This is a genomic window from Micromonospora sp. LOL_014 (assembly GCF_048060245.1).
In the GTDB taxonomy this organism is placed as follows: Bacteria; Actinomycetota; Actinomycetes; order Mycobacteriales; family Micromonosporaceae; genus Micromonospora_E.
The window spans coordinates 153527-175519 of record NZ_JBHMIP010000003.1; the positions used below are offsets into that span (position 1 = coordinate 153527).

The window sequence follows — 21993 nt, forward strand, 5'->3', positions numbered from 1 at the left end:
ATGGCCTACGAGTACCCGCCGTCAGGGTGGACATGCGAGGGCTGGATCTGCCGCCCGACGGGGCCAGGCCCGCAGGTCGAGAAGCAGGGCGCGGTGGTCGGAGACTTCCGGCTGACGCACGATTTCGAACCGTTCGACGGCGGCGACGTCGGAGACGAGCAGATAGCTCGCGTGCCGGACCGGCTTCGGATAATGCGACGTACGGGTGTCCGCCGTGCCAACCAGCTCAGTCAGCCCGATACCGCCCAGCACGTCGAACGTCTCGCTGTCGGGCAGTACGTTGAAATCCCCGCACACCACCACCAGATCGTCCGGCTCGCGTATCCGCTGGACCAGCTCGGTCAGCCGTACCGCCTGGGCCCGGCGCGCCGGGGTGTCCGCCTTGCCGGCCGGGTCGCGCAGCCCGTGCACCTGCACCACCCACACCTGCCGGCCGTCCGTGCGCCCGACGACGCCGACGGCGAGCGCCACCCGTGGACGGTCCGCGACGGTCCACTCGCCATGGGCGACAAACTCCCCGTGTACGAAGGCCGAGTCGACACCGACGACAGGCAGCCGTTCGGCGACCATCGTCGCCACGCCGAAGTCCTGCCGGTGCCGGGCACCCGTCGCGTCGGTCACCGGCCCGGAGTCACTGGCCAGGAAGAGCGCCTGGTGGCGGGGCAGTACGGCGCGGACGTCGTCGAACAGGTTCGCGCGCTGCGGCAGGGCGCGGTCGCCGTCGTCGAACCGGGTCCACCCGGTCAGACCAGGCGTCCGGGTCACCTCCTGCAGACAGACGACGTCCGCCGGGCAGTCGGCCAGCCAGGGCAACAGCCCGTCGGCCAGCGCCCCACCCCAGGCGTTCACACTCACGATCCGCATCGTCCCCCCGGACCCCATGGCATCACGGGATTCCGCTCTCCGACATCCGAGTTTCGAGTCGGTGGCTCGTTGGTCGTAGGCTGCGAGGTCACCTTGAGATCGAGGAGGGGGGGACGCTCGTGGCTGACGGTGTGCGGAACGGGCTGCTGGTGCGTACCTGCCTGGAAGTTCTCCGCGACAGCGGGCAGCGGCTGCATGGCAGGGACGTGCTCGACCAAGTCGCGGAGCGGATCGATCTCAACGAGGCCGAGATGCGACCGCACCGCAACGGTTCACCGGCCTGGGCGGTCGCGGCCCGCTTCTACGCCGGCGACGCTGCCACCATCGGCTGGCTGATCAAACGGGACGCGCTGTGGTGGATCACCGACGACGGCTTGGCCGCCCTAGACATGTTTCCCGACCCGGACACCCTCTTGAGTGAGATCAACAAGCGATACAACGGCATCGTCCGAGATCGAAAGGCCGCACGGAAGAAGTACGACGACCGGCTCGAGAAGATCACCAGCACCCTGGAGCTTGTACCGGCCGGCTCCTGGACAGCGTACGACGATCTGGCCGAGCTGGTCGACGGCACGCCGGACGACATCGCCCACCTACTGGCCGACACCTACGTCGACAACGCGCACCGCGTCCTCGACGCTTCCGGTCGGGTCCCCGATGCCAGGCACCAGCATGCCCGGCTACGCGGTAGCGACCTGGCGGCCCGGCTCAGCGAGGAAGGTATCGAGTTCGTCGGCGGTCGGGCGAACGCCGAACAGCGGATCACCGCTGACTTCCTCGCCGAGCGACTCGCCGAGACCGCCACCCTCGCGGCTGAACCCGTCGCGCGGCGGGCCTGGCTGGTCCGGGGCAGCAACGTCGACGGCGCCGACCTGGTGCCGCAGTGGCTAGCCGAAGGTTGGGTGTCGCTGGCAGCCTCCCAACTGCCGCACCTCGGCCCCGGCATCGACGAACAGCAGCTGACCCAGGCCGTCGCCGACGCCTACCGGCACAAGAGCTATTCGGTACGGGAGAAGCTGACCGGCGAGTTCAACGCCTTCCTGCGGTTGATGCGGGACGGGGACTTCGTGGCGACCGCGCACCACGGCGACGTACACCTCGGGTTGGTCACCGGCCCGCCCAGCTTCACCGGCGCCGAGGAGCTACCGTCCCACCTGCGCCGGCCGGTGCGCTGGCTGGAGCTCGACCCGCCGGTGGACCTGTCGGCGCTGCCCGCCGCCCTGTCCAACCTGTTGCAGAGCCAGGACGACGTGGTCGACCTGACCGACGGGCTGGCCGCGCTGGAACACCTCGCTGCGCCGCTGCTGCGCGAACCGGCGCCGACCGCGGCACCGGCCACCCCCGCGACGCCGCCGCCAGGTCCGATGGCGACCCCGACCCCGCCGCCGGCGGCCGAAGCGCGACTCGGTGACGTCCCCGCCGACCTGGCCGACACGCTGCTGCTCGACCTCGACTGGCTGCGGGAGCTGCGTGAGCTGCTGGCCAGGCGGCGGCAGATCATCCTGTACGGCCCACCCGGGACCGGCAAGACGTACGTCGCCCGCGCCCTCGCCGCCCGGCTCACCGAACCCCACGCGGTACGGCTGATCCAGTTCCACCCGTCGTACACCTACGAGGACTTCTTCGAAGGGTTCCGGCCCGAGGCCGGCGACGACGGCACTCTACGGTTCAAGCTCACCTCCGGGCCGCTGCGCCGGCTCGCCGACGCCGCCCGGGAACACCCGTCCACGGCGTACGTGCTGATCATCGACGAGATAAACCGGGGGAACCTGGCGAAGGTCTTCGGCGAGCTGTACTTCCTGCTCGAATACCGTGACCAGCCGATCGCGCTGCAGTACTCGGCGAAGGACTTCACCCTGCCGGCCAACCTCTACCTGATCGGCACGATGAACACCGCCGACCGGTCGATCGCCCAGATCGACGCCGCGATGCGCCGCCGCTTCGCGTTCGTCGAGATGCACCCGGACCGGCCGCCGGTCGCCGGCCTGCTGCGTCGCTGGCTCACCGCCCGCGACCTGCCTGCCAAGGCCGCCGACCTGCTCGACGCTCTCAACGCCCGGCTCGCCGACGCCGACTACGCCGTCGGGCCGACGTACCTGCTGGACGAGGCCGACCACCGCGACCCGGACGGCCTCGACCGGGTCTGGCGCCATGACATCCTGCCGCTGCTCGCCGACCACCACTACGCCGACGACCTGGACGTACCCGGCCGGTACGGGCTCGACGCGCTGCGGGCCGCCCTGGCTGATCGGCAGCCGCCACCGTGACCCGGGTGATCCAGCTGCGGGAGGCCGGTCCGGCGCTGAACGTGGCACTGACCGGCGAGCAGGCCCGGCAGCTGGCGGCGGCCCGCGCGGGCCGGCAACCGGTCGTCGAGGTACGCCCGGGCCCGTCGGCCGGGCGTTGGCTGCTGCGCGCCACCCGGCTCGTCGGCGCCGCCCGCATCGGCGACCTCGATGTGTACGTCGCGCCGAAGGTGCCGGTAGCGCGGCTGTTGTTCCTGTTCGGCTACGCGCGGAACCCGCACCGTTGGCAGCCGGCGAGCCTGCCGTTGGGTGCCAGCGACGAGCTGGCTCCGGCGCTCGCCGAGGCGCTGTGTCGGCAGGTCGACCGGGCGATCCGGGGCGGGCTGCGACACGGCTACCAGGAGGTCGACGCCGCATCGACGGTTTTGCGCGGGCGGATGATGCCGGCCCGGCAGTTGACCCGTCGGCTCGGCCAGCCGCTGCCGCTGGAAGTCCGCTACGACGAGTTCACCGCCGACACGCCGGAGAACCGCATCCTGGTCAGCGCGGTCGAACGGATGCTGCGCGTTCCCGGGCTGGTGCCGTCGGTACGTCGCCGGCTCAGCCAGCTGGCTGAGCGGTTCGCCGGTGTCGCTCGGCTGCGTCCCGGTGCCCCGGTGCCGATCTGGCGTCCGGGCCGCGGCAACGCCCAGCTGCACACCGCCCTGTGGCTGGCCGAGCTGGTCCTCGCCGGATCGTCGCTCGACGCCCGCGTCGGTGACCGGGCCGCGAACGGCCTGCTGCTCGACATGGCGCGGGTCTTCGAGTCGTTCGTCGCTGCCGCGCTGCGGGCCGTGCTGCCCGCCGGCCAGCTGCGCACCCAGACAACCGATCACCTCGACGAGGCCGGCCTGATCGACATCCGCCCCGATCTGACCTGGTGGGACGAGGGCCGGGTAGCTGCGGTGGCCGACACCAAGTACAAGACCCGGACACCCGTCGACGACTTGTATCAGATGCTGGCCTACTGCGTCGCGTACGGTCTGGACACCGGCCATCTCATCTACGCCGGGGAGGGCGGTCCGACCGCGCACGTGGTCCGCCGGACCGGGATCCGGCTCGTCTGCCACCGGATCGACCTGGACGGGTCCACTGGCGACCTGCTGGCGCAGGTACGGCGGGTCGGTGCCGGGATGACGCTGGGCCGACGCCCGGGACGCGGGTCGATAGAGTCAGCGGCGTGAACGCGGCGTACCTGGTGGTCCTCGGTGAGCTGAGCCGGTGAGCTGACACCGCCCACTCGGGCGGCTGCCAGCCGCCCTTGTCGATTTTGTCGCGACAACAGCGCCGATGCCGGGTTTGCGGCTGACATCGCCTACTTAACGGCAAAGATGACAACGAGTCGTTGTTACGCCCGGGTAGGGCGGTAATAATTCGTCCTGTGGGCATAGCTTCATTTGCGGGACGATTATCCTCAAGTTCGGATTGAACGATCCGCTGGCTGCTTCTGGGTCAACTTGAAGTATTGACATGCTTGCGCTCCGGTTGGGGCGCTGTTAGCCTTCTGTCCGTGGCCCGGTCAGGGGCCGGTAGGTCGATTTATTTCACCTGAGTTACGCCCGCCAAGACAGTCTCAATCAACCACCCCTTGGGACGTTCATGTCGACGATGTGGCCGAAGTGATGACCGCTGCCTCAACCGCTGATTCAACGCCGACTGATGGAGATCGTAAGAGGGATTTCCGGCTGTACTGGATAGCCGGGGCCGTCGACCAACTCGGGTCGCAGACCTCCGGCATCGTCTTTCCGCTGGTCACCCTCGCGATAACCGGTTCGCCCGCCGCCGCCGGTCTGGTGGGCGCGCTGGCCCTGGCCGGTCGACTTGTCGCCGCGCCTGCGGCCGGCGTACTGGCCGACCGGTTGCCCCGCAAGCGGATGATGGTGGCGTCACTACTGCTGGCCGCCGCCACGATGGCGGTGCTCTTCGTCGCGGTCGCCAGCGGTACGGCGACCCTGGTGGTGCTCACTGCCGCCGCCTTCGTCGAAGGGCTCGCCCAGAGCGGCTACGAGGCGGCCGGCGCGGGCTCGATTCGCCGGGTGCTGCCGGCCGACGACAAGAAGGCGCTGTCCCGGCTGGAGGCGCGCAATCACGCCGTACAGATCGTCGGTCCGGTTTTCGGTGGCGCACTCTACCAGATAGGCCGGTGGGTGCCATTCCTGGTGGACGCCGTGTCATATGTGGTGTCCGCATTTCTGGTCGGTGCGATCCGCACCGATCTCACCCCGGACCGTGCCGAACGCACGTCGTTCCTCACCGATTTGCGGGACGGCCTGCGCTTCGTGTGGCGGCAGCCGTTTCTGCGATTCGTGACGATCTGGGCTGCCGGGATCAATTTTACCTTCGGCGCACTCATCTACTACGCGATTCTGACCGCCGGGCAGCAGGGCGCGGCCGCGTCGTCGATCGGACTGGTGCTGACCGTGGCCAGCGTAGGCGGGTTGACCGGCGCGTTGCTGGCGCCCGCCGTGTTCAGCCGGATCCGGCCGATGACCGTCATCGTCGTCGCCTCCTGGGCGATGGTCGCCCTGGTCGCGGCCATGTCGCAGGCCCGGCAGACCTGGACGTACGGCCTGCTCTTCGGCCTGGTCTTCCTGCTCAGCCCGTTGCTCGGGGTCATCTTCCAGTCGCGGGTCATCGCGTTGACGCCGGACGAGCTACAGGGCCGGGTCGGCACCGTGATGGGCACCGCCGGCGAGGTGCTGCAGACCCCGGCGCCGCTGCTCGCCGGCCTGCTCGTCGCCTGGTACAGCCCGACCGCCGTTGCGCTGATCTTCGCCGCCGCACTGGCCGGGCTGGCCGTCTACACGACGGTCAACCTGCGCCAACTGCGCGCCGGGGCGGAGGACCCATCAGACGACGCGACGCCGACCGAACCCGACGTGACGTCGACCGAACCCGTGGCAGAGGAGGCACGCCGATGAGCCGTGAATACCGACTGTTCTACCCGGCGCTTCCGGCGGTCGCCGAGCACGCGCCGCACCGGGTGGTCTACGTCGGCGACGCCGACGGTCGATGCCAGATCCTGGCTTGGGACCGTCGGGCCGACACGGTCACCCAGCTCACCGACCGGGCGACCGGAACGATCCGGGCCGCGTTGGACCCGGCCGGCGAGACGGTGTGGTGGTTTGACGACGACCTCGCCGGGGTGGGTGTCTGGCGTACCCGCGACTTCCCGAACATCGCCACCGACCAGGTCACCTCGCCGGTCTCGGCTCCGGCGCTGCCCGGGGTGACGCCGGCGCGGCACGCCGGGATCGCGATGGCCGACGACGGAACCGCCCTGGTCGGGCTCGCCGACGAGGACGGCCTGACCCTGCACCGGCGCGACCCGCACGGGCGAATCACCGAGGTCACCCGGACCGCCGGGTACGCGTACCTGGTCGACCTGGACCCGACCGGTGAGCTGGCGGCGGTCGGCACCGACTCGGCCGCCGCGGACGCCGTGACCGTGGTCGGCCGCGACGGGGCCACGGTCGGGGTGGTGTCCGGCCGGCCGGATCGGCGGGTCTGGGCGCTCGGCTTCGCCCCCGGCGGCGGCGAACCCAGGCTGCTGCTCGTGCTGGAGCAGGACGACCGGTATTTCCCGGCGACCTGGACCCGGGCCGACGGACTGCAGCCGCACAGCTGGTGCTGGTTCGACACCGAGATCACCGCGAGCTGGTACCCGGACGGCCGGCGGATCCTGATTCGTCAGGACCGGCACGCCCATACGATCCTGCACGAGGCCGACCTGACGGTGCGGGCCAGCGCGGTGCTGCCGACCCCGCCGGGCAGTGTGCTGGACGCGGCGGTCTGGCCGGACGGCGACGTCGTCTACATCTGGACCGACTCGCTGACCCCGCCGCAGCTACGGTCGGGCCGTGACGTCCGGCTGCCGGACAGTGGAGCCGGTCCGGACCCGGCGGCGTCCGCCACGGTCGACGACTACCAGCGGCAGGAGCTGTGGGTGCCGGGGCCGGGCGGGCCGATCCACGTGCTGCTGACCACACCGAACGACGACCGGCGTACCCGTCCCGCCGTGTTCCTGGTCCACGGCGGACCGTCGCAGCACGCGCGGGACGCGTACGACCCGTTGGTGGAGATCCTGGCCAGCACCGGCTGCGCGGTGGTGCGTGCCAACTACCGGGGGTCCAGCGGCTACGGCTCCGCCTGGCGTAACGACTTCAGCTCCGGCGTCGGGCTGACCCAGGTCGCCGATCTGGCGGCGGTCCGCGAGCATCTGGTGACCGAGGGGCTGATCGAGGCGGGACGGGTCGCCCTGTGGGGCACCTCGTGGGGTGGCTATCTGACCCTGCTCGCCCTCGGTGTGCAGCCCCGGCTGTGGCGGCTCGGGGTGGCGATCAGCCCGATCGCCGACTACGCCGCCGCGTTTCACGCGGCGTCCCCGGCGGTCCAGGCGCTCGACGTGATGCTGTTCGGCGGCACCCCGGAGCAGGTTCCCGAGGCGTACGCCCGGTCGTCGCCGGCCAGCTACGTCGACCAGGTCACCGCGCCGGTGCTGCTCGCCGTCTCCAGCGACGACGTGCGCTGCCCGCCGGCTCCGGTGGAGCGGTACGCCGGCCTGTTGGCCGCCCGCCGCGTTCCGCATCAGCTGGTCCGCCGCCGGGCCGGGCACGACGACTTCGACGCCCGCAGCCATCTGTCGCTGATGCAGACCGTGCTGCTGTTCATGCAGCGGCACTTCGACGGCGTGCAGGAGGAGGGTACGGCGGTCGCGCTCGCCATGGCGCGGCCAGTCGGCTGACCTGTTCCCCGCACGTTGGCAGGTTCGGTCCGATCGGGAGAGGAGGTGAACGGTATGCGGAAGAACGTTGTCGAGAACGACCCGATCAACGGCAACCGCGACCAGCTTCGCAGCGCGAACGTCACGGTCACGGTCTCGGTCAAGATCAAGTTCTGATCCGGGTCGTACGGGGTGGAGGCGGGCGGGTCGCGCCCTGGCCGGTATCGCCTGACCGCCTCCATCCCATCGGCGCCGACCTCACCATCCCACCGGGAATCCTGTCCACCTCCGACACCCGCGCTGACCGGGTTCGTCGGTCGCGGCTCGCATAGAAGGGAAGGGCACATGCGGATCCTGCTGGTCAACATGCCGTGGTCATCGATCGATGTCCCGTCGCTGGCACTGGGCATCCTCACCAACAGCGTCCGCCAGAAGATGCCGGACGCCGAGGTCGAGGTGATGCACGCCAACCTCGACTTCGTCGACTGGGTGGTCGACCGACGTGAGTTCGGCCTCGGCGACTACTACTACTATTCGCTGTTCACCTACTTCTCCGGCTGCGGTGACTGGGTCTTCTCCTCCGCCCTCTACGACGACCCTGAATGGCGGGTCAGCGAGTTCACCCGCGTCGTCCAGGGTCAGATGTCCGAACGCGACCTGAGCCGCAACATGGACCTGCACCGGGCCGCGCCGGAGTTCATCGATGAGATCGCCGCCCGGATCGTCGACCGGGCACCCGACCTCGTCGGATTCACCTCGACGTTCCAGCAGAACACCGCAGCACTGGCGACTGCCCGGGCGGTGAAGAAACTCGACCCCCGGATCCGTACCGCCCTCGGTGGGGCGAACTGCGACGGCGAGCAGGGTGCGGCGCTGCACCGCAACTTCTCCTTCATCGACTTCGTGGTACGTGGCGAAGGGGAGGCGGCTTTTCCCCAGCTGCTCGCCGCTCTGGCGGCCGCGCCAGCGGACAACCAGGGCGACTTTTCCAGCATCGAGGGCCTGTGCTGGGCCACCCCGGACGGCCGACACGTGGCCAACCCGATGAGCACCGCACCGCTGCCGCCGGCTGAGATCGTCAGCCCGGACTACACCGGCTACTTCGAGCGGCTGGCCCGCTCCAAGGCGAACAACTGGGTCGAGCCCCGGCTGGTGGTGGAAGGCGCCCGCGGCTGCTGGTGGGGCGAGAAGCACCACTGCACCTTCTGCGGGCTCAACGGATCGTTCATGCAGTTCCGCAGCAAGCATCCCGGCCGGTTCTACGACGAGATCATCGGACTGGTCGAGCGCCACCAGGTGCTGGACATGTTCGTCGTCGACAACATCCTCGACATGAGCTACGTCAACTCGCTGCTGCCCCGGCTGGCCGAATCCGACTACGACCTGCGGCTGCAGTACGAGATCAAGTCGAACATGCGTGGCCCGCAGGTGCAGGCCCTGGCCGACGCCGGCCTGGTCAGCGTCCAGCCAGGCATCGAGAACCTGAACAGCCGGGTGCTGAAGATAATGGACAAGGGGGTGACCGGCTGCCTCAATGTGCGGATGCTGCGCGACGCGGAGACCAGCGGCATCACCATCGCCTGGAACTACCTGTACGGCTTCCCCGGCGAGACCGACGCCGACTACCAGTCGATCATTGACCAGATGCCGGCCCTGCACCACCTCTGCCCACCCGACGGCAGCACCCGGATCGCCATCGAACGGTTCAGCCCGTACTTCGTCAAGCCGGAGCTCGGCTTCACCGACCTGCGGCCGGCCGCCCAGTACCGGCTCATCTACGACCTGCCCGAGTCGGAGCTGATGGACCTGGCGTACATCTTCGACACCCCGACCCAGGGCATCGACGAGGACCTCGCCGAGACCCTCGACCGGGCCGTCACCAGCTGGCAGCACGAGTACGCCCGCAGCCGGCTGACCCACCACGACCTTGGCACCGAGATCGTGCTGGTCAGCGAGCGGCGGCAGTTCGACTGGCACGTGCTGCGGTTGACGGATCCGACCGAGATCGCCGCCTTCCGGCAGCTGGACCAGCCGCACAGCGTCGCCTCACTGGCCCGGCGGATATCCGCGTCGGAGGAGGCGGTGGCCACGCTGCTCGCCCGCTGGAGCGACCTCGGCCTGCTGTTCAGCGAGGCCGACCAGTTCATCCAGATCGCACCGCAGGCGATGAACCAGGACCTGCTCCGCATCGACCACCTGCACCAGGAGCGGGCCGCCGCGCAGGCGGAAGCTGCGTCGACGGACCCGGCCACGTCCGCCGGGCACCCCACGCCCGAGCCCGCGCTCACCGCTGTCTGACAGGAGCACCGCGTTGATCAGCACCGACATCGAGGCACCGCCGACCGGGCCGGTCGTGGTCCGACTGCACCGGGACCACGATCCGGCGGTCGCCGACATTCCCGGCATCGACCTGGGCACGGCCGAGTTCACCGGGCTCGCCGCCGATACCGTCGCGGACTGGCTCGACCGGGGGGTACGCAAGGTGGCGCTGCCCGGCGTCGTCGACCTCACCGCCGCCGGCTCGGTGGCGGCGGCCGACGCGGTCCGCCGGCTCGTCCTGGTCCGGGAGCTGACCAGCTACGCCATCGAGGTGGACTGGTCGATACGGCTGCCGGGCGGCGACGGCGACCTGTGGCGGGTGTACGGGCATCTGCGTCCGCCAGCGACGGTCGAGATCGTCGGCGCCGACCCTGAAACCGATCCGGGGACGGTGGCCGCTGCCGCCTGGCGGGACGCGTTCTACTTCGACAAGTGCACCTACCGGCGTGGCCCTGGGTTCGTCCAGGTCCGGGATCGGCGGGCTGGTCGGCTCAACCTGCTGACCATCGACGACCCGGCCTACCTGGCGGTGCTGGAGCAGTTGCTCGACGGTGCCGAGATGACCACTGTCGACCTGGACATCGCCCGCGAGTTCGGCGAGGAAGGGCTGGTCACGAAGGTGGGCGACCGACTGGTCTGGTTGCCGCACCGGCTGCGCCGCTGGCCGCTGCCGTCGATGGTGGTGTGACCTCGTCGCCCATCGCCTCCGGCGGGACGCCGGTCCAGCGGGAGTACGCGCTGTCCACGAAGTACGCCTCGCCCGGATCCCAGGTGTGCCCGGTGGGCCGCCGATGGTAGAGGTAGCCGAGCGGATGGGTGCGGTAAATGGTGGCGCCCTCCGCCCGGAGCCGCTCGATCAGCCCGAGGTCGACCGAGCGGGGCACCGGGCGCCAGCCGCCGACAGCTTCCAGATCGCTCTTGGCGAGCAGCATCGTGCCACCGGCGACCACCCCGCCGTACGCCTCCGGGATGCCGGACCGCCGGCGGAGGGTAACGCCCTGATCGTCCAGGTGGACGAACTCGGCACCCTTGCCAACCAGGGTGGCCCCGGAGTAGTGCCGGGCCAGCACCAGGTCCCAGACGTGTTCGACGCCGTAGCTGTCGTCGTCGTCGAACTTGGTGATCAGGGTGCCACGGGCGCGCCGGGTGGCCGCTGCGAGCCCGGCGCCGAAGTCGACCGACTCCGGCAGGTGCAGCACCTCGAACGGGCGGCCCGCGTCGGACAACGCCCGGCGGGCCGGCTCCGGCAACTCGATGCCGTGCAGGCCCAGGATGATTTCCATCTCCGGATAGGTCTGCGCGATGATCGCGGCCAGCGCGGTGGTGACCAGCTCCGGCCGCCGGGTGATCAGGACCGCGCTGACCGATGGCGGCCGACCGAGTGCCGGCAGCCCGTCGTCGGCGAGGCCGGGCAGCCGCAGCCCTGCGGCGTGGCCGCGCATCGCGGCCCGGCGCTGCCGTACGCTGCGCGCCTCGACAGCCAACGACCCGTCCGGCCCGGCTGATCCGGGCGGCTGTCCGGTGACGAGCATGCGTAGCTGCGGGTCGAGCAGGTCGGCCACGGCCGGCGGCAGGATCGGGGCGTGTACGAGTACCCCGGTCGCGGCGAGCTGGACCAGCAGCCCGGCGGTCTGCTCGGGGTGTTCACCGGGCACCAGCCGACAGCGCACCGCGCGGACCTGCCGCAGCGCGGCCAGCGCCGCCGCGTCCAGCCCGGGGCCGGTCAGCGACCCGTATCGGGTCGATCCGCTGGTCGGTCCGCGGAACCTGGCCCCGGACCGGTCGGCGCGGGCGAACTCCAGGGAAATCTCTGCCGCCTCCGGCCGGTACGCGGCAGCCAGCCGGCCACGCGGGTTGATCCGTTCCGCGTCGATCAGCACGAGCCGCTCGCCAGCGGGCGTGGTGACCGCGTGCCCGGCGCCGGCCAACCGGACACCGTACGCCGCGCCGCGCTCGCCCTGCGGGCCGGTGGCATCCCGGCCGGGATCCTGCGGGCCGGTGACGTCCCGGCCGTCCAGCACCAGGTCGTGGGCGCGGATCTCGTCGCGCTCGGGCAGCGGGCCGGCGGTCAGCACGGTCGCCCCCGCCGGCAGGTACGCCGGCGGGGCACCAAGGGCGGTGAGATCGGCGGTGCCGGGGGACGGCATCGGCCGAGATCCGTCCAACGCGCGCAGCGCCGCCCGTACCGCCGACCGCAGCGGCACCGGGGCGGCGAGCGCCAGCCGGACGGTGGCCGCGCCCCGGCGCAGCCTGGGCAGCCCGACCCGGTGCCGACGCAGCTGCGGCAACGTGCCGATGCTGCCGGACCAGCCGAGCCCCGGATACCGCCACCAGACGACGACCACGGTGGCAGCGCGTACCGGCTGACCGGCCGACGGGTGGTGGGGCAGGTCGCGTAGCCGGTCCACGGTGCCGGCGATCACCAACGCGCGCCGGATACCGGGTATCCGCAGCACCCGCAACCCCACCGCGCGGCCGAGCCGTTCGGCGGGGTGGGGTGCCGGTAGTCCGGTGAGGCGCCAGGTGATCCGGCTGCCGGCCGGCGCGGAGGCGTCGGAGCCGGCGTCTCGCCTCACCTGATCGCCCCCTCCTCGGCTTCGTCGTCGACCGCACCACCTCGGGCGGGTACGGTGCCGGGCCGCGCCGCCGCCGGCGGTGTCCGACCGGCTGTGGTCGGCCGCCCACCGGCTCCAGTGGCTCCGCTGGTCCGGTCGGCCCGGCCGAGCAACCGTTTGCGCAGTGACCAGACGGCCATCAGCGTTCGATAGAGAGAGTAGGCGTTCGCCGCGACGAGTCGGTGCTTGATGGTCTCGTTGCCGTTGCCGTTGCCGTCGCCCAGGACCGGGTATCCGCCGACTGGCCGATGCTGGTGGTAGAGCTCGCAGGTGCGCCGGAAGTAGCGCCGCCGGTGGGACCTGGGGACCCGGTGCCGGTGTCCGAGCACCTGCAGGCAGTGCCAGATCATCCGGCCAAAGATCAACGGGCGTACGCCGGCGGCCCGGCCCGGGTGGGCGTCGAGGTAGGTGAAGACCCGCTGCCACTGGTCGAAGACCTCGAAGTGCCGGTCGCTGACCGTCCGGGTGATCGCGCCGTCGTCATGCTGCCGGTACGCGTAGCAGTCGCGATCCAGCACGGCGATCCGGTCGATGGCGACCAGCAGCGGGATCACGAACGAGACGTCTTCGTACCAGCCGGACTGGAAGGTGATCCCGGTGTCGACCAGCCGGTCCCGCTTGATGATCTTGTTGCAGGCGATCCACAGCACGTCGAGCAGCCTCGGCTCGTCGGCGAAGCGGAAGACCTCCGGAAGTTGGCGGCCGGGGGCGATGCCGGTGACCGGATGTTCCTCAGCCCGGCCGTCGGGGTAGATCCGGGAGTACCCGGTGATCAAGATGTCCGGGTCGGTGTGCTCGACCCGGTCGGCGACCGCGTCCAGTGAGCCGTCCGGCAACCAGTCGTCGCTGTCCACGCACCATACGTAGCGGCCGCTGGCGTGGGCGATACCTGCGTTGCGGGCGGCGCCCAGCCCGCTGTTGCGGTCCAGGGTGACCACGGTGATCTCGGGGTGTCGCTGTGCGTAGCTGGCCAGAATGGCGCTGGACCCGTCATCGGAGGCGTCGTCGACTGCCACGATCTCCACGTCCGCCCGACGCTGCGCCAGGACCGAGTCGAGGCACGCTGCGAGGTACTTCTCGACCCGGAACACCGGGATGATCAAGCTCAGCAGTGCCATCGGTGCAGCGCGCCTTCCACGTACGTCGGTGCGTCGGTCCGGCGGCGGGGGTCAACCGTCGGTCCGACATCGTCCGTCGGGTAGGGGAAGGGGGCCCTGGCAAAAGGCTAACAGCTGGTGACCAGTTGGCGAACGTCCGGGACTTTCCCGCCCATGTCACCGATCGTCGCCCACCCGACGTCTATCTCAGCAGGGATCGGACACCGGCAGGTCCACACCGGGGAGGGTGCCCAGGCATGGGAGTGCAGCGTGTACGGCGCGGCTGAGATCATCTTGCCCGGGCATGTGGCGGGCAGGCCGCGACCCGCCGTCGACCGGGTGGTATCCGCGTCAACGGCCCTGGACGGGTCGAGGACGGCGGACCGGGCTCCGTCCGGGGTGGTGGAGGAGTTCGCCGCGTTCGCCTCGGCCGCAGCGCCACGGTTGCGCCGCACCGCCTACCTGATGTGCCGCGACTGGCATCTGGCCCAGGATTTCACCCAGACGGCACTGGCCAAGATGTACGCCGCGTGGCAGCGGGTGTCCCGGTTCGACAACCTGGAGGCGTACAGCCGCAAGGTGCTGTTGCGGGTGGTGCTCGACCACCGCCGCCGGCTGAGCGCGCGGGAGCTGCCGGTCGCCAGCCCTGGTGAGGACGGGGATCCGGCCCGGTCCGCCCGGCCAGATCTGCGGGTCACCATGATCGACGCGCTCGGCTGTCTGCCGCCCCGCGACCGGGCGATCGTGGTGCTGCGCTACTGGGAGGACCAGAGCGTCGAGACCGTCGCCGAGACGCTCGGCGTCTCGGTGTCGGTGGTCAAGACCCAGAGCCGGCGTTCCCTGGCTCGGCTGCGGGAACTGCTCGGCGACAGCCGCGCCGACCTGTTGGCCGAGGACCCCTGATCGGCCGCCGGCCAGTCGACGTCAGCGATCGGTCGGTATCAGCGGGTGGCCAGGCGGCGCAGCCGTTGGCGGCCCCGGCGGGCCACTCGGACCCCGCGCCGCGCCGCGCGTCCAGCCTGGTAGCGGGCCATCCGGCTCCACCTTGCCGGCGTCGCGGCGGCGGTGACCAGCGGGTCCGAGACCACCAGACGCAGCCCACGGCGGCCGGGTGCGACCCACACGGCACGGCCCCGGGCGGTCAGCGTCGCCCGGGTGCCGGGCGCGCCCGGGGTCGGCGGGAGCACCAGCTCGGCACCGTCGTCGCGGGCGACGATCCGCAGCGCGTACCGGCCGCGGGGCAGCGTGGCCAGCGGTACGTCGGCCTGCCAACGGAGCCGGCCGCCGCTGCTGTCGGCCACGGTCAGCGGCAGCCGTAACCGGGTGTCGCCGATCTCCAGTACCAGGTCGTCCCGCTGGTCGCCGGGTGCGCCACCGGGGCCGGGCAGGCCGCACCACCCGGTCAACCGGACCATCTCGTCGCCGGCCGGGCCACCGCGACGGACGCTGCGCACACCGACGGTCGGCGCGGGCACCCGCAGCAGGTCCCGGTAGCGGTCCCAGCGCGGATGGTCCAGGTAGAGCTGCCCACCGCACAGCCGTACCGGGCCGGCGTGCCGGGGCTGGCGTACTCCGTCCGGGTCCTGCTCGTAAAGGGCCACCGCGCGTAGCCCGGCGTGCGGGTTCCGGCTGAACTCGGCGGCGACCGGCACCGGTACGTCGGCCAGCAGCGCCGCCATCCGGCGGGTGAAATCGGCCAGCTGCCCGTCGTCGAGGGCGTCGGCGGCCCGCCCGGCGTAGTGCAGCTGCATGTACGCGACCCACCGTCCGATCGCCCCGGCCACCTCGGGCGCGACGTCGGAGCTACCGGCGACCAGCCGCTCGATGATGTTCAGATGCTGCATGATCTTCGCCGGCCGAAACCGGCCTTCCATGATCGATGAGCCGTTGCCGCGTTGCCGGTAGAGGTAGACCAGTCGCGGGCTGAGCGCGGTCAGCGGGGAGCGGACCAGCAGCGGGACGGTGAACAGGACATCCTCGAACGCGCTGCCCTCGGTGAACTCGGCCCCGACCTGGTCGACCAGGTCGCGGGCGAACACCTTGTTGCAGGCCGACGGGTTGCCGATCAGCAGCGGGGCCTCGGCGACGGACCCGATGGTGCGGGCCGGGCCGACGATCTCCGCCCGCCAGGGCGGGCTGGGCCGGGGTGGGAAGCCGTGCATGTCGCCGACCGCAACCGGCGCCCCGGCCCGATCGGCGATGTCGACCAGGTGGTCCAACCCGCCGTCGGGGTAGAGGTCGTCGGAGTCCAGAAAGCCCAGGTAGTTGCCGGTGGCCAGGCGTACCCCATGGTTGCGAGCGGCACCGAGACCGGCGTTGTCCTGCCGGACGTAGCGGACCCCCGGCGCCCGCCGGGCGTAGTCGCGGGCGATCTCGCTCGACGAGTCGGTGGAGCCGTCGTCAACGACGACGACCTCGATCTCGGTCCGCCGCGGCTGGCGGTCGATCGACGCCAGGGCCGCGCCGAGCCAGGCCTCGGTGTTGTAGACGGGTACGACGACGCTCGCCCTCGGGGCAGCCACGATCACCTCTCGGCGGGTTGTCCGACGGTGCCGCGCCGCTTCCGGCGGCGGGCCGGGTATGCGGTGGCGGCGGCGGTCAATCTACCGCGCCCGGGTGGCCGGTGCCCCTCAGCACGGCTCGCCGGCCGCCGGGTGCATGATGGCGGACGTGCTGGGGAAACTGCAGACCGAACCGGTCCGGAGCCGACTCGACCTGGTGGCCGCGCCGGTGGCCGCCGCCGTCGAGCAGTGGTCGGCCGAGGTGCTGGTCGACGTGGATGACGTGGTGGTGGCGCCGATCGACCCCGAACTCGCCGACACGGCCGCCTTCTGCGCCGCATACGGGGTCGCGCTCGACGAGTCGGCCAACTGCGTGGTGATCGCCGGCAAGCGGGGCGGTGCCGTCCGGTACGCCGCCTGCATGGTGCTGGCCACCACCCGGGCGGACGTCAACGGGACGGTCCGCCGGCTGCTCGACGCCCGTAAGGCGAGCTTCGCCCCGATGGCCGACGCGGTACAGACGACCGGGATGGAGTACGGCGGGATCACCCCGATCGGGCTGCCGCCGGAGTGGCCCATCCTGGTCGACGCGCGGGTGGTGGCGGCGCCGCACGTGGTGATCGGTTCCGGGGTGCGGGGCAGCAAGATCGTGCTTCCCGGTCCGGCGCTGGGGGTACTGCCCAACGCACGGGTCGTTGACGGGCTCGCGGTCCCAGCCGGCACCTGACCGGGCTCGCGGTCCCAGCCGGCACCTGACCGGGCTCCGCCGGGGTGAGACTCGGCGTCGGTGACGGTACGGTGATCGGCGGGCGTCGGGTCAGCGTGGACACCGGTGAATCAGTCGGCGGTATTCCGGTGACTAAACGGTCGTTCAATTCGGCTAGACACACGGTTAGGCTGGCCAGGTGACGGTAGATCAGCAGGCGGCAACGACGGACAGGGTGGAGCCGGGCGCGCCACGGCGACGCTCACGTCGCGACGAGATTCTCCAGATCGCGGTCGGGCTCTTCGCGGCCCGCGGCTACCACGGCGTGTCGATGGACGACATCGGGGCCGCTGCGGGGGTCACCGGTCCCGCTCTCTACCACCACTTCGCCGGCAAGGAGGCGATGCTCGCCGCAGCGCTCATTCCGGTCAGCGAGGAGCTGCTCGACGGCGGCCGCGCCCGAGTCGCGGCGTGGCCTGGCGACGCAACCGCCGCGCTCGCCTCGCTGATCGAGTTCCACGTCGAGTTCGCCCTGGCCAACCCGGCGGTCATCGCCCTGCACCTGCACGAGCTCGACCGGTTGCCGGAGGAGCCGCGTCGGCGGATCCGGCGGCTGCAGCGGCTCTACGTCGAGGAGTGGGTGGCGGTGCTCACCGCGCTGCGCCACGACCTCGACGCGGCCGAGGCCCGCGTGCTGGCGCACGCCGCGTTCGGCCTGATGAACTCCACCCCCTTTCTCGGCGGCGAGGTCAACCGGGAACGACGGGCCACCCTGCTGCGAGCCGCCACCCTCGCCGCCCTGCACGGCTGAGCAGCACACCGGGCCCATCCCCGCGCCCGGCACCGGGCGCCGCACCCCGCGAGGAGAGGCATGATCGAGTCGTTGCTGGTTGCCAACCGTGGCGAGATCGCCCGGCGGATCATCCGTACCGCCCGACGGTTGGGGGTCCGGACCGTCGCCGTGCACTCCGAGGCCGACGCCGGCATGCCCTTCGTCGCCGAGGCCGACCAGGCGATCTGCGTCGGGCCAGCGCAGCCGGCGCAGAGCTACCGTGACACCGAGGCGATCCTGGCCGCCGCCAAGAGCAGCGGCGCGCAGGCGATCCACCCCGGCTACGGGTTCCTGTCGGAGAACGCCAGCTTCGCTCGCGCGGCCGAGTCCGCCGGTCTGATCTGGGTCGGACCGGGTGGTGACGCGATCGAGGCGATGGGCGACAAGATCAACGCGCGGAACCTGATGTCCGCCGCCGGGGTTCCGGTGGCCGCCGGCAGCACCGAGCCCGCCGAGACCGTCGAGGCCGCACTCGACGCCGCCGCGACCATCGGCTACCCGGTGATGGTCAAGGCCGCTGCCGGCGGCGGCGGGATGGGCATGGGCGTCGCAGCCGACGACGCTGCGCTGCGGACCGAGTTCGACAAGGTCCGGGCGTTCGCCGCGCGCATGTTCGGCGACGGGTCCGTGCTGATCGAGCGCTACTTCACCCGGGTACGCCACGTGGAGGTGCAGATCCTCGGCTGGCGGGCGCCGGACGGCACCGACCGGGTCGTCGCCCTCGGCGAGCGGGAGTGCTCGGTGCAGCGGCGCAACCAGAAACTCGCCGAGGAGTCGCCGTCGCCGGCGGTGAGTGCCGAACTCCGGGCCGGGCTGCTTGCCGCCGCCGTACGGGCCGGGGAAGCGGTCGGCTACCGCAACGCCGGCACGGTGGAATGCCTGCTCGATCCGACCACCGGCGAGTTCTTTTTCCTGGAGATGAACACCCGGCTGCAGGTCGAGCACCCGGTCACCGAGCTGGTCTACGGCGTCGACCTGGTCGAGGAGCAGTTGCGGGTGGCCGCCGGGCTGGAACCGACGTTCGACCCGGCCTCCCTCGCGCCGCGCGGGCACGCGATCGAGCTGCGGATCAACGCCGAGGACCCGAAACGCTTTCTGCCCGGACCGGGCGCGATCACCGCCTGGTCGGAGCCGACCGGCGACGGGGTCCGGGTCGATTCCGGGTACGCCGCCGGCACCACCGTCACGCCGTTCTACGACTCGCTGATGGCCAAGCTGATCGTCTCCGGCGCCGACCGGGCCGAGGCGATCACCCGGGCCCGGGCCGCGGTCGCCGGGTTCGAGGTGGCCGGGCCGAAGTGCAACCTGCCGTTCTTCGCCGAGCTGCTGGAGCACCCGGAGTTCGTCTCCGGCGACTACGACACCGGCATCGTCGGCCGGATGCGGGCGCGGTGACCTTCACCGGATCCCATTGAGTGGACGGCACGGGCGCGGGATGCTGGACGGATGGCAGCGACGCCCCTTCCCGAGTCCGTGTCGATCCGCGAGGTCGGGCCGCGTGACGGCCTGCAGAACGAGCAGCCGATCCCGACCGAGGGCAAGGTCCGCCTGCTGGACGCGCTGTCCGGCACCGGCGTACGCCGGATCGAGGCGGTCTCGTTCGTCCACCCGAAAGCGATCCCGCAGATGGCCGACGCCGACGAGGTGTGGCAGCGGGCCCGGCGGGCGCCCGGGGTGCGCTACTCGGCGCTGGTGCCGAACCTGCGGGGTGCCCATCGAGCGCTCGACGCCGGCTTCTCCGAGATTGAAGTGGTGGTGTCGGCCAGCGACACGCACAACCGGCGCAACGTCAACCGGCCCACCGCCGAGTCGCTGGACGACATCGCCGAGCTGATTGCGCTGCTGCACGCCGCCGGGGCGCACGTCGAGGTGATCGTGGCGACCAGCTTCGGCTGCCCGTACGAAGGGGATGTCGACCCGCAGCGGGTGGCCGGGATCGTCGACCGGGTGGTGGCCGACGGGGCGGACCGGGTGGCGTTCGGCGACACCACCGGGATGGCCACCCCGCGCCGGGTCCGCGAGCTGGTCACGGCGGTGCGTGACCGGCAGGCGGCCGTGCCGGTGCTGCTGCATTTCCACGACACCCGGGGTACGGCGTTGGCGAACCTGCTGGCCGCGCTGGAGCTGGGGGTCACCGAGTTCGACGCCAGCGTCGGCGGCCTGGGTGGCTGCCCGTACGCGCCCGGGGCCAGCGGCAACGTGGCTACCGAGGAGGTGGTGCACATGTTGCACGACATGGGCGTCGAGACCGGGATCGACCTGGATGCGCTGCTGGCCGCCGCCGAGCTGGCCGAGGAGCTGGTCGGCAGGGAGCTTCCCTCCGGGGTGCTGCGTGCCGGCCCGCGTACCCGGCTCACCCCGACCAGCTGACCCGCTGGCGGGGGGTCGCGAGGGCGACCGTCGTACGGTAGCCTAACGATCGTTTAGTACGGGCTGGCGCGAGGGGGCGGCGTGACACTGGACGGTGAGGCGCTGGACCGGCTCGACAAGCGGATCCGGGCCGGCGGTGCGGAGAAGTACCATGCGGCCAACGCCGCCCGGGGCAAACTGTTCGCCCGGGAACGGGTCGACCGGCTGGTCGACGCGGGCTCCTTCGTGGAGGACGGCCGGTACGCCAACGCCCTCGCCGACGGGCTGCCCGCCGACGGTGTGGTCACCGGCACCGCCACCATCGACGGTCGACAGGTCTGCCTGATGGCCAACGACTCCACGGTCAAGGCCGGCTCGTGGGGCGCCCGTACCGTCGAGAAGATCATCCGGATCATCGAGCGGGCGTACGACGCCGGCCTGCCGATGGTCTACCTGGTCGACTCCGCCGGGGCCCGGATCACCGATCAGGTCGACCTGTTCCCCGGCCGGCGCGGCGCGGGCAAGATCTTCTGGAACCAGGTGCGGGCCTCCGGGGTGATCCCGCAGGTCTGTGCCCTGTTCGGGCCGTCGGCCGCCGGCGGTGCCTACATTCCGGCGTTCTGCGACGTGGTGGCGATGGTCGAGGGCAACGCCAGCATGTACCTCGGCTCGGACCGGATGGTCGAGATGGTCACCGGCGAGAAGACCACCCTGGAGGCGATGGGCGGTGCCCGGGTGCACTGCGCCGAGTCCGGCGTCGGGCACTTCCTCTGCAAGTCCGAGGACGACGCGCTCGACGTGGTCCGCCGCTACCTGTCCTACCTGCCGGCCAACTGGCGACAGCCACCACCGGCGACGACGGCCGGCGACCCGCCGGCCGGGGTCGACCTGGCCGCCCTGGTGCCGGCGAGTGAACGGCAGGCGTTCGACATGCGCCGGTTCGCCAAAGGACTGCTCGACGAGGGCAGCTTCCTGGAGATCCAGGCGCTGTGGGCCCGCGAGCTGACCGTCGGCTTCGGCCGGCTGGCCGGCCAGGTGGTCGGCGTGGTCGCCAACAACTCGATGTTCAAGGGCGGGGTGCTCTTCGTCGACTCCGCCGACAAGGCGACCCGGTTCGTGCAGCTCTGCGACGCGTTCAACGTACCGCTGCTGTTCCTGGCCGACGTGCCCGGCTTCATGGTCGGCAGCGCCGTGGAGAAACAGGGCATCATCCGGCACGGCGCGAAGATGATCAGCGCGATCTCGGAGGCCACCGTACCCAAGATCTGCGTCGTGGTCCGCAAGGCGTACGGTGCCGGGCTGTACGCGATGGCCGGCCCCGGATTCGAGCCGGACGCCACCCTGGCCCTGCCCACCGCGAAGATCGCGGTGATGGGCGCGGAGGCCGCGGTCAACGCGGTCTACGCCAACAAGATCGCGGCGATCGACGATCCCGACGAGCGGGCCGGCTTCGTCGCCGCCCGCCGCGCCGAGTACGAGCGCGACATCGATCTGACCCGGCTCGCCAGCGAACTCGTCGTCGACGACATCGTCCGGCCCGAACAGTTGCGTGCCGAACTGGTCCGGCGGTACGCGGCGGCCGCCGGCCGGGACCGGCACTTCTCCCACCGCCGGCACGGCGTCACTCCGGTCTAGCGGCACCGCAGGTGCGGCGGCCGGTGCCAGTGGCAGCCGATTGGGCTTCGAGTCCTCCAGAAAGGAT

The 21993-nt window shown here is 71.3% G+C and carries 16 protein-coding genes; 12 read left to right on the forward strand and 4 right to left on the reverse strand.

The features are described 5' to 3' along the window. Positions 1 to 21 precede the first annotated feature (21 nt). Positions 22 to 864, reverse strand: a complete 843-nt coding sequence (locus ACFHW1_RS04110) for an endonuclease/exonuclease/phosphatase family protein (protein ID WP_416614838.1) — start codon at positions 862 to 864, stop codon at positions 22 to 24. Positions 865 to 983: 119 nt separating this feature from the next. Here ACFHW1_RS04110 and ACFHW1_RS04115 point away from each other — a divergent pair, with 119 nt between their 5' ends. From ACFHW1_RS04115 to ACFHW1_RS04140, 6 genes are all read left to right on the forward strand, one after another. Further along, positions 984 to 3131 (forward strand): AAA family ATPase, encoded by a 2148-nt coding sequence (locus ACFHW1_RS04115; protein ID WP_416550935.1) that lies wholly within the window; start codon positions 984 to 986, stop codon positions 3129 to 3131. Between the two features lie 5 nt (positions 3132 to 3136). Further along, positions 3137 to 4333, forward strand: coding sequence for an McrC family protein (locus tag ACFHW1_RS04120; protein ID WP_416614839.1), 1197 nt, complete (start codon positions 3137 to 3139; stop codon positions 4331 to 4333). A gap of 438 nt (positions 4334 to 4771) precedes the next feature. Beyond that, a complete protein-coding gene (locus ACFHW1_RS04125) occupies positions 4772 to 6070 on the forward strand; it encodes an MFS transporter (protein WP_416569147.1) in 1299 nt (432 codons plus the stop codon). Further along, positions 6067 to 7893: a prolyl oligopeptidase family serine peptidase gene (locus tag ACFHW1_RS04130; RefSeq protein WP_416589789.1), complete on the forward strand. Its 1827-nt coding sequence runs from the start codon at positions 6067 to 6069 to the stop codon at positions 7891 to 7893. The genes ACFHW1_RS04125 and ACFHW1_RS04130 overlap by 4 nt, the downstream gene beginning before the upstream one ends. Positions 7894 to 8217: 324 nt before the next feature. After that, complete coding sequence (locus ACFHW1_RS04135; RefSeq protein ID WP_416550939.1) at positions 8218 to 10170, forward strand: RiPP maturation radical SAM C-methyltransferase; 1953 nt, start codon at positions 8218 to 8220, stop codon at positions 10168 to 10170. 13 nt (positions 10171 to 10183) lie between these two features. Further along, on the forward strand, positions 10184 to 10879 hold the full coding sequence (locus tag ACFHW1_RS04140) for a DUF5825 family protein (protein WP_416550940.1): 696 nt from the start codon (positions 10184 to 10186) through the stop codon (positions 10877 to 10879). Here ACFHW1_RS04140 and ACFHW1_RS04145 read toward each other — a convergent pair. Continuing rightward, the gene (locus tag ACFHW1_RS04145) at positions 10803 to 12767 is read right to left on the reverse strand and encodes a glycosyltransferase (protein ID WP_416614840.1); all 1965 of its coding nucleotides are present in this window, start codon (positions 12765 to 12767) and stop codon (positions 10803 to 10805) included. The genes ACFHW1_RS04140 and ACFHW1_RS04145 overlap by 77 nt on opposite strands. Next, positions 12764 to 13924, reverse strand: coding sequence for a glycosyltransferase family 2 protein (locus tag ACFHW1_RS04150; RefSeq protein ID WP_416614842.1), 1161 nt, complete (start codon positions 13922 to 13924; stop codon positions 12764 to 12766). Before ACFHW1_RS04150 ends, ACFHW1_RS04145 begins: the two co-directional genes overlap by 4 nt. A 249-nt stretch (positions 13925 to 14173) precedes the next feature. On the opposite strand from ACFHW1_RS04150, the gene ACFHW1_RS04155 reads away from it, so the two are divergent. Next, the gene (locus tag ACFHW1_RS04155) at positions 14174 to 14806 is read left to right on the forward strand and encodes a SigE family RNA polymerase sigma factor (protein WP_416550943.1); all 633 of its coding nucleotides are present in this window, start codon (positions 14174 to 14176) and stop codon (positions 14804 to 14806) included. Between the two features lie 38 nt (positions 14807 to 14844). Here the strand turns inward: ACFHW1_RS04155 and ACFHW1_RS04160 are convergent, their stop codons facing one another. Next, a complete protein-coding gene (locus ACFHW1_RS04160) occupies positions 14845 to 16425 on the reverse strand; it encodes a glycosyltransferase family 2 protein (RefSeq protein ID WP_416550944.1) in 1581 nt (526 codons plus the stop codon). Between the two features lie 151 nt (positions 16426 to 16576). On the opposite strand from ACFHW1_RS04160, the gene ACFHW1_RS04165 reads away from it, so the two are divergent. The 5 genes from ACFHW1_RS04165 to ACFHW1_RS04185 all read left to right on the forward strand — a co-directional run bounded on the left by ACFHW1_RS04165 (position 16577) and on the right by ACFHW1_RS04185 (position 21926). Beyond that, a complete protein-coding gene (locus tag ACFHW1_RS04165; RefSeq protein WP_416551099.1) occupies positions 16577 to 17131 on the forward strand; it encodes a YbaK/EbsC family protein in 555 nt (184 codons plus the stop codon). A 178-nt stretch (positions 17132 to 17309) separates the two neighbouring features. Further along, positions 17310 to 17921 (forward strand): TetR/AcrR family transcriptional regulator, encoded by a 612-nt coding sequence (locus ACFHW1_RS04170; RefSeq protein ID WP_416550945.1) that lies wholly within the window; start codon positions 17310 to 17312, stop codon positions 17919 to 17921. A 60-nt stretch (positions 17922 to 17981) separates the two neighbouring features. Then, positions 17982 to 19337, forward strand: a complete 1356-nt coding sequence (locus tag ACFHW1_RS04175) for an acetyl-CoA carboxylase biotin carboxylase subunit (RefSeq protein ID WP_416550946.1) — start codon at positions 17982 to 17984, stop codon at positions 19335 to 19337. Positions 19338 to 19388: 51 nt separating this feature from the next. Beyond that, on the forward strand, positions 19389 to 20312 hold the full coding sequence (locus ACFHW1_RS04180) for a hydroxymethylglutaryl-CoA lyase (RefSeq protein WP_416589793.1): 924 nt from the start codon (positions 19389 to 19391) through the stop codon (positions 20310 to 20312). Between the two features lie 81 nt (positions 20313 to 20393). After that, positions 20394 to 21926: an acyl-CoA carboxylase subunit beta gene (locus ACFHW1_RS04185; RefSeq protein WP_416614843.1), complete on the forward strand. Its 1533-nt coding sequence runs from the start codon at positions 20394 to 20396 to the stop codon at positions 21924 to 21926. Positions 21927 to 21993 lie beyond the last annotated feature (67 nt).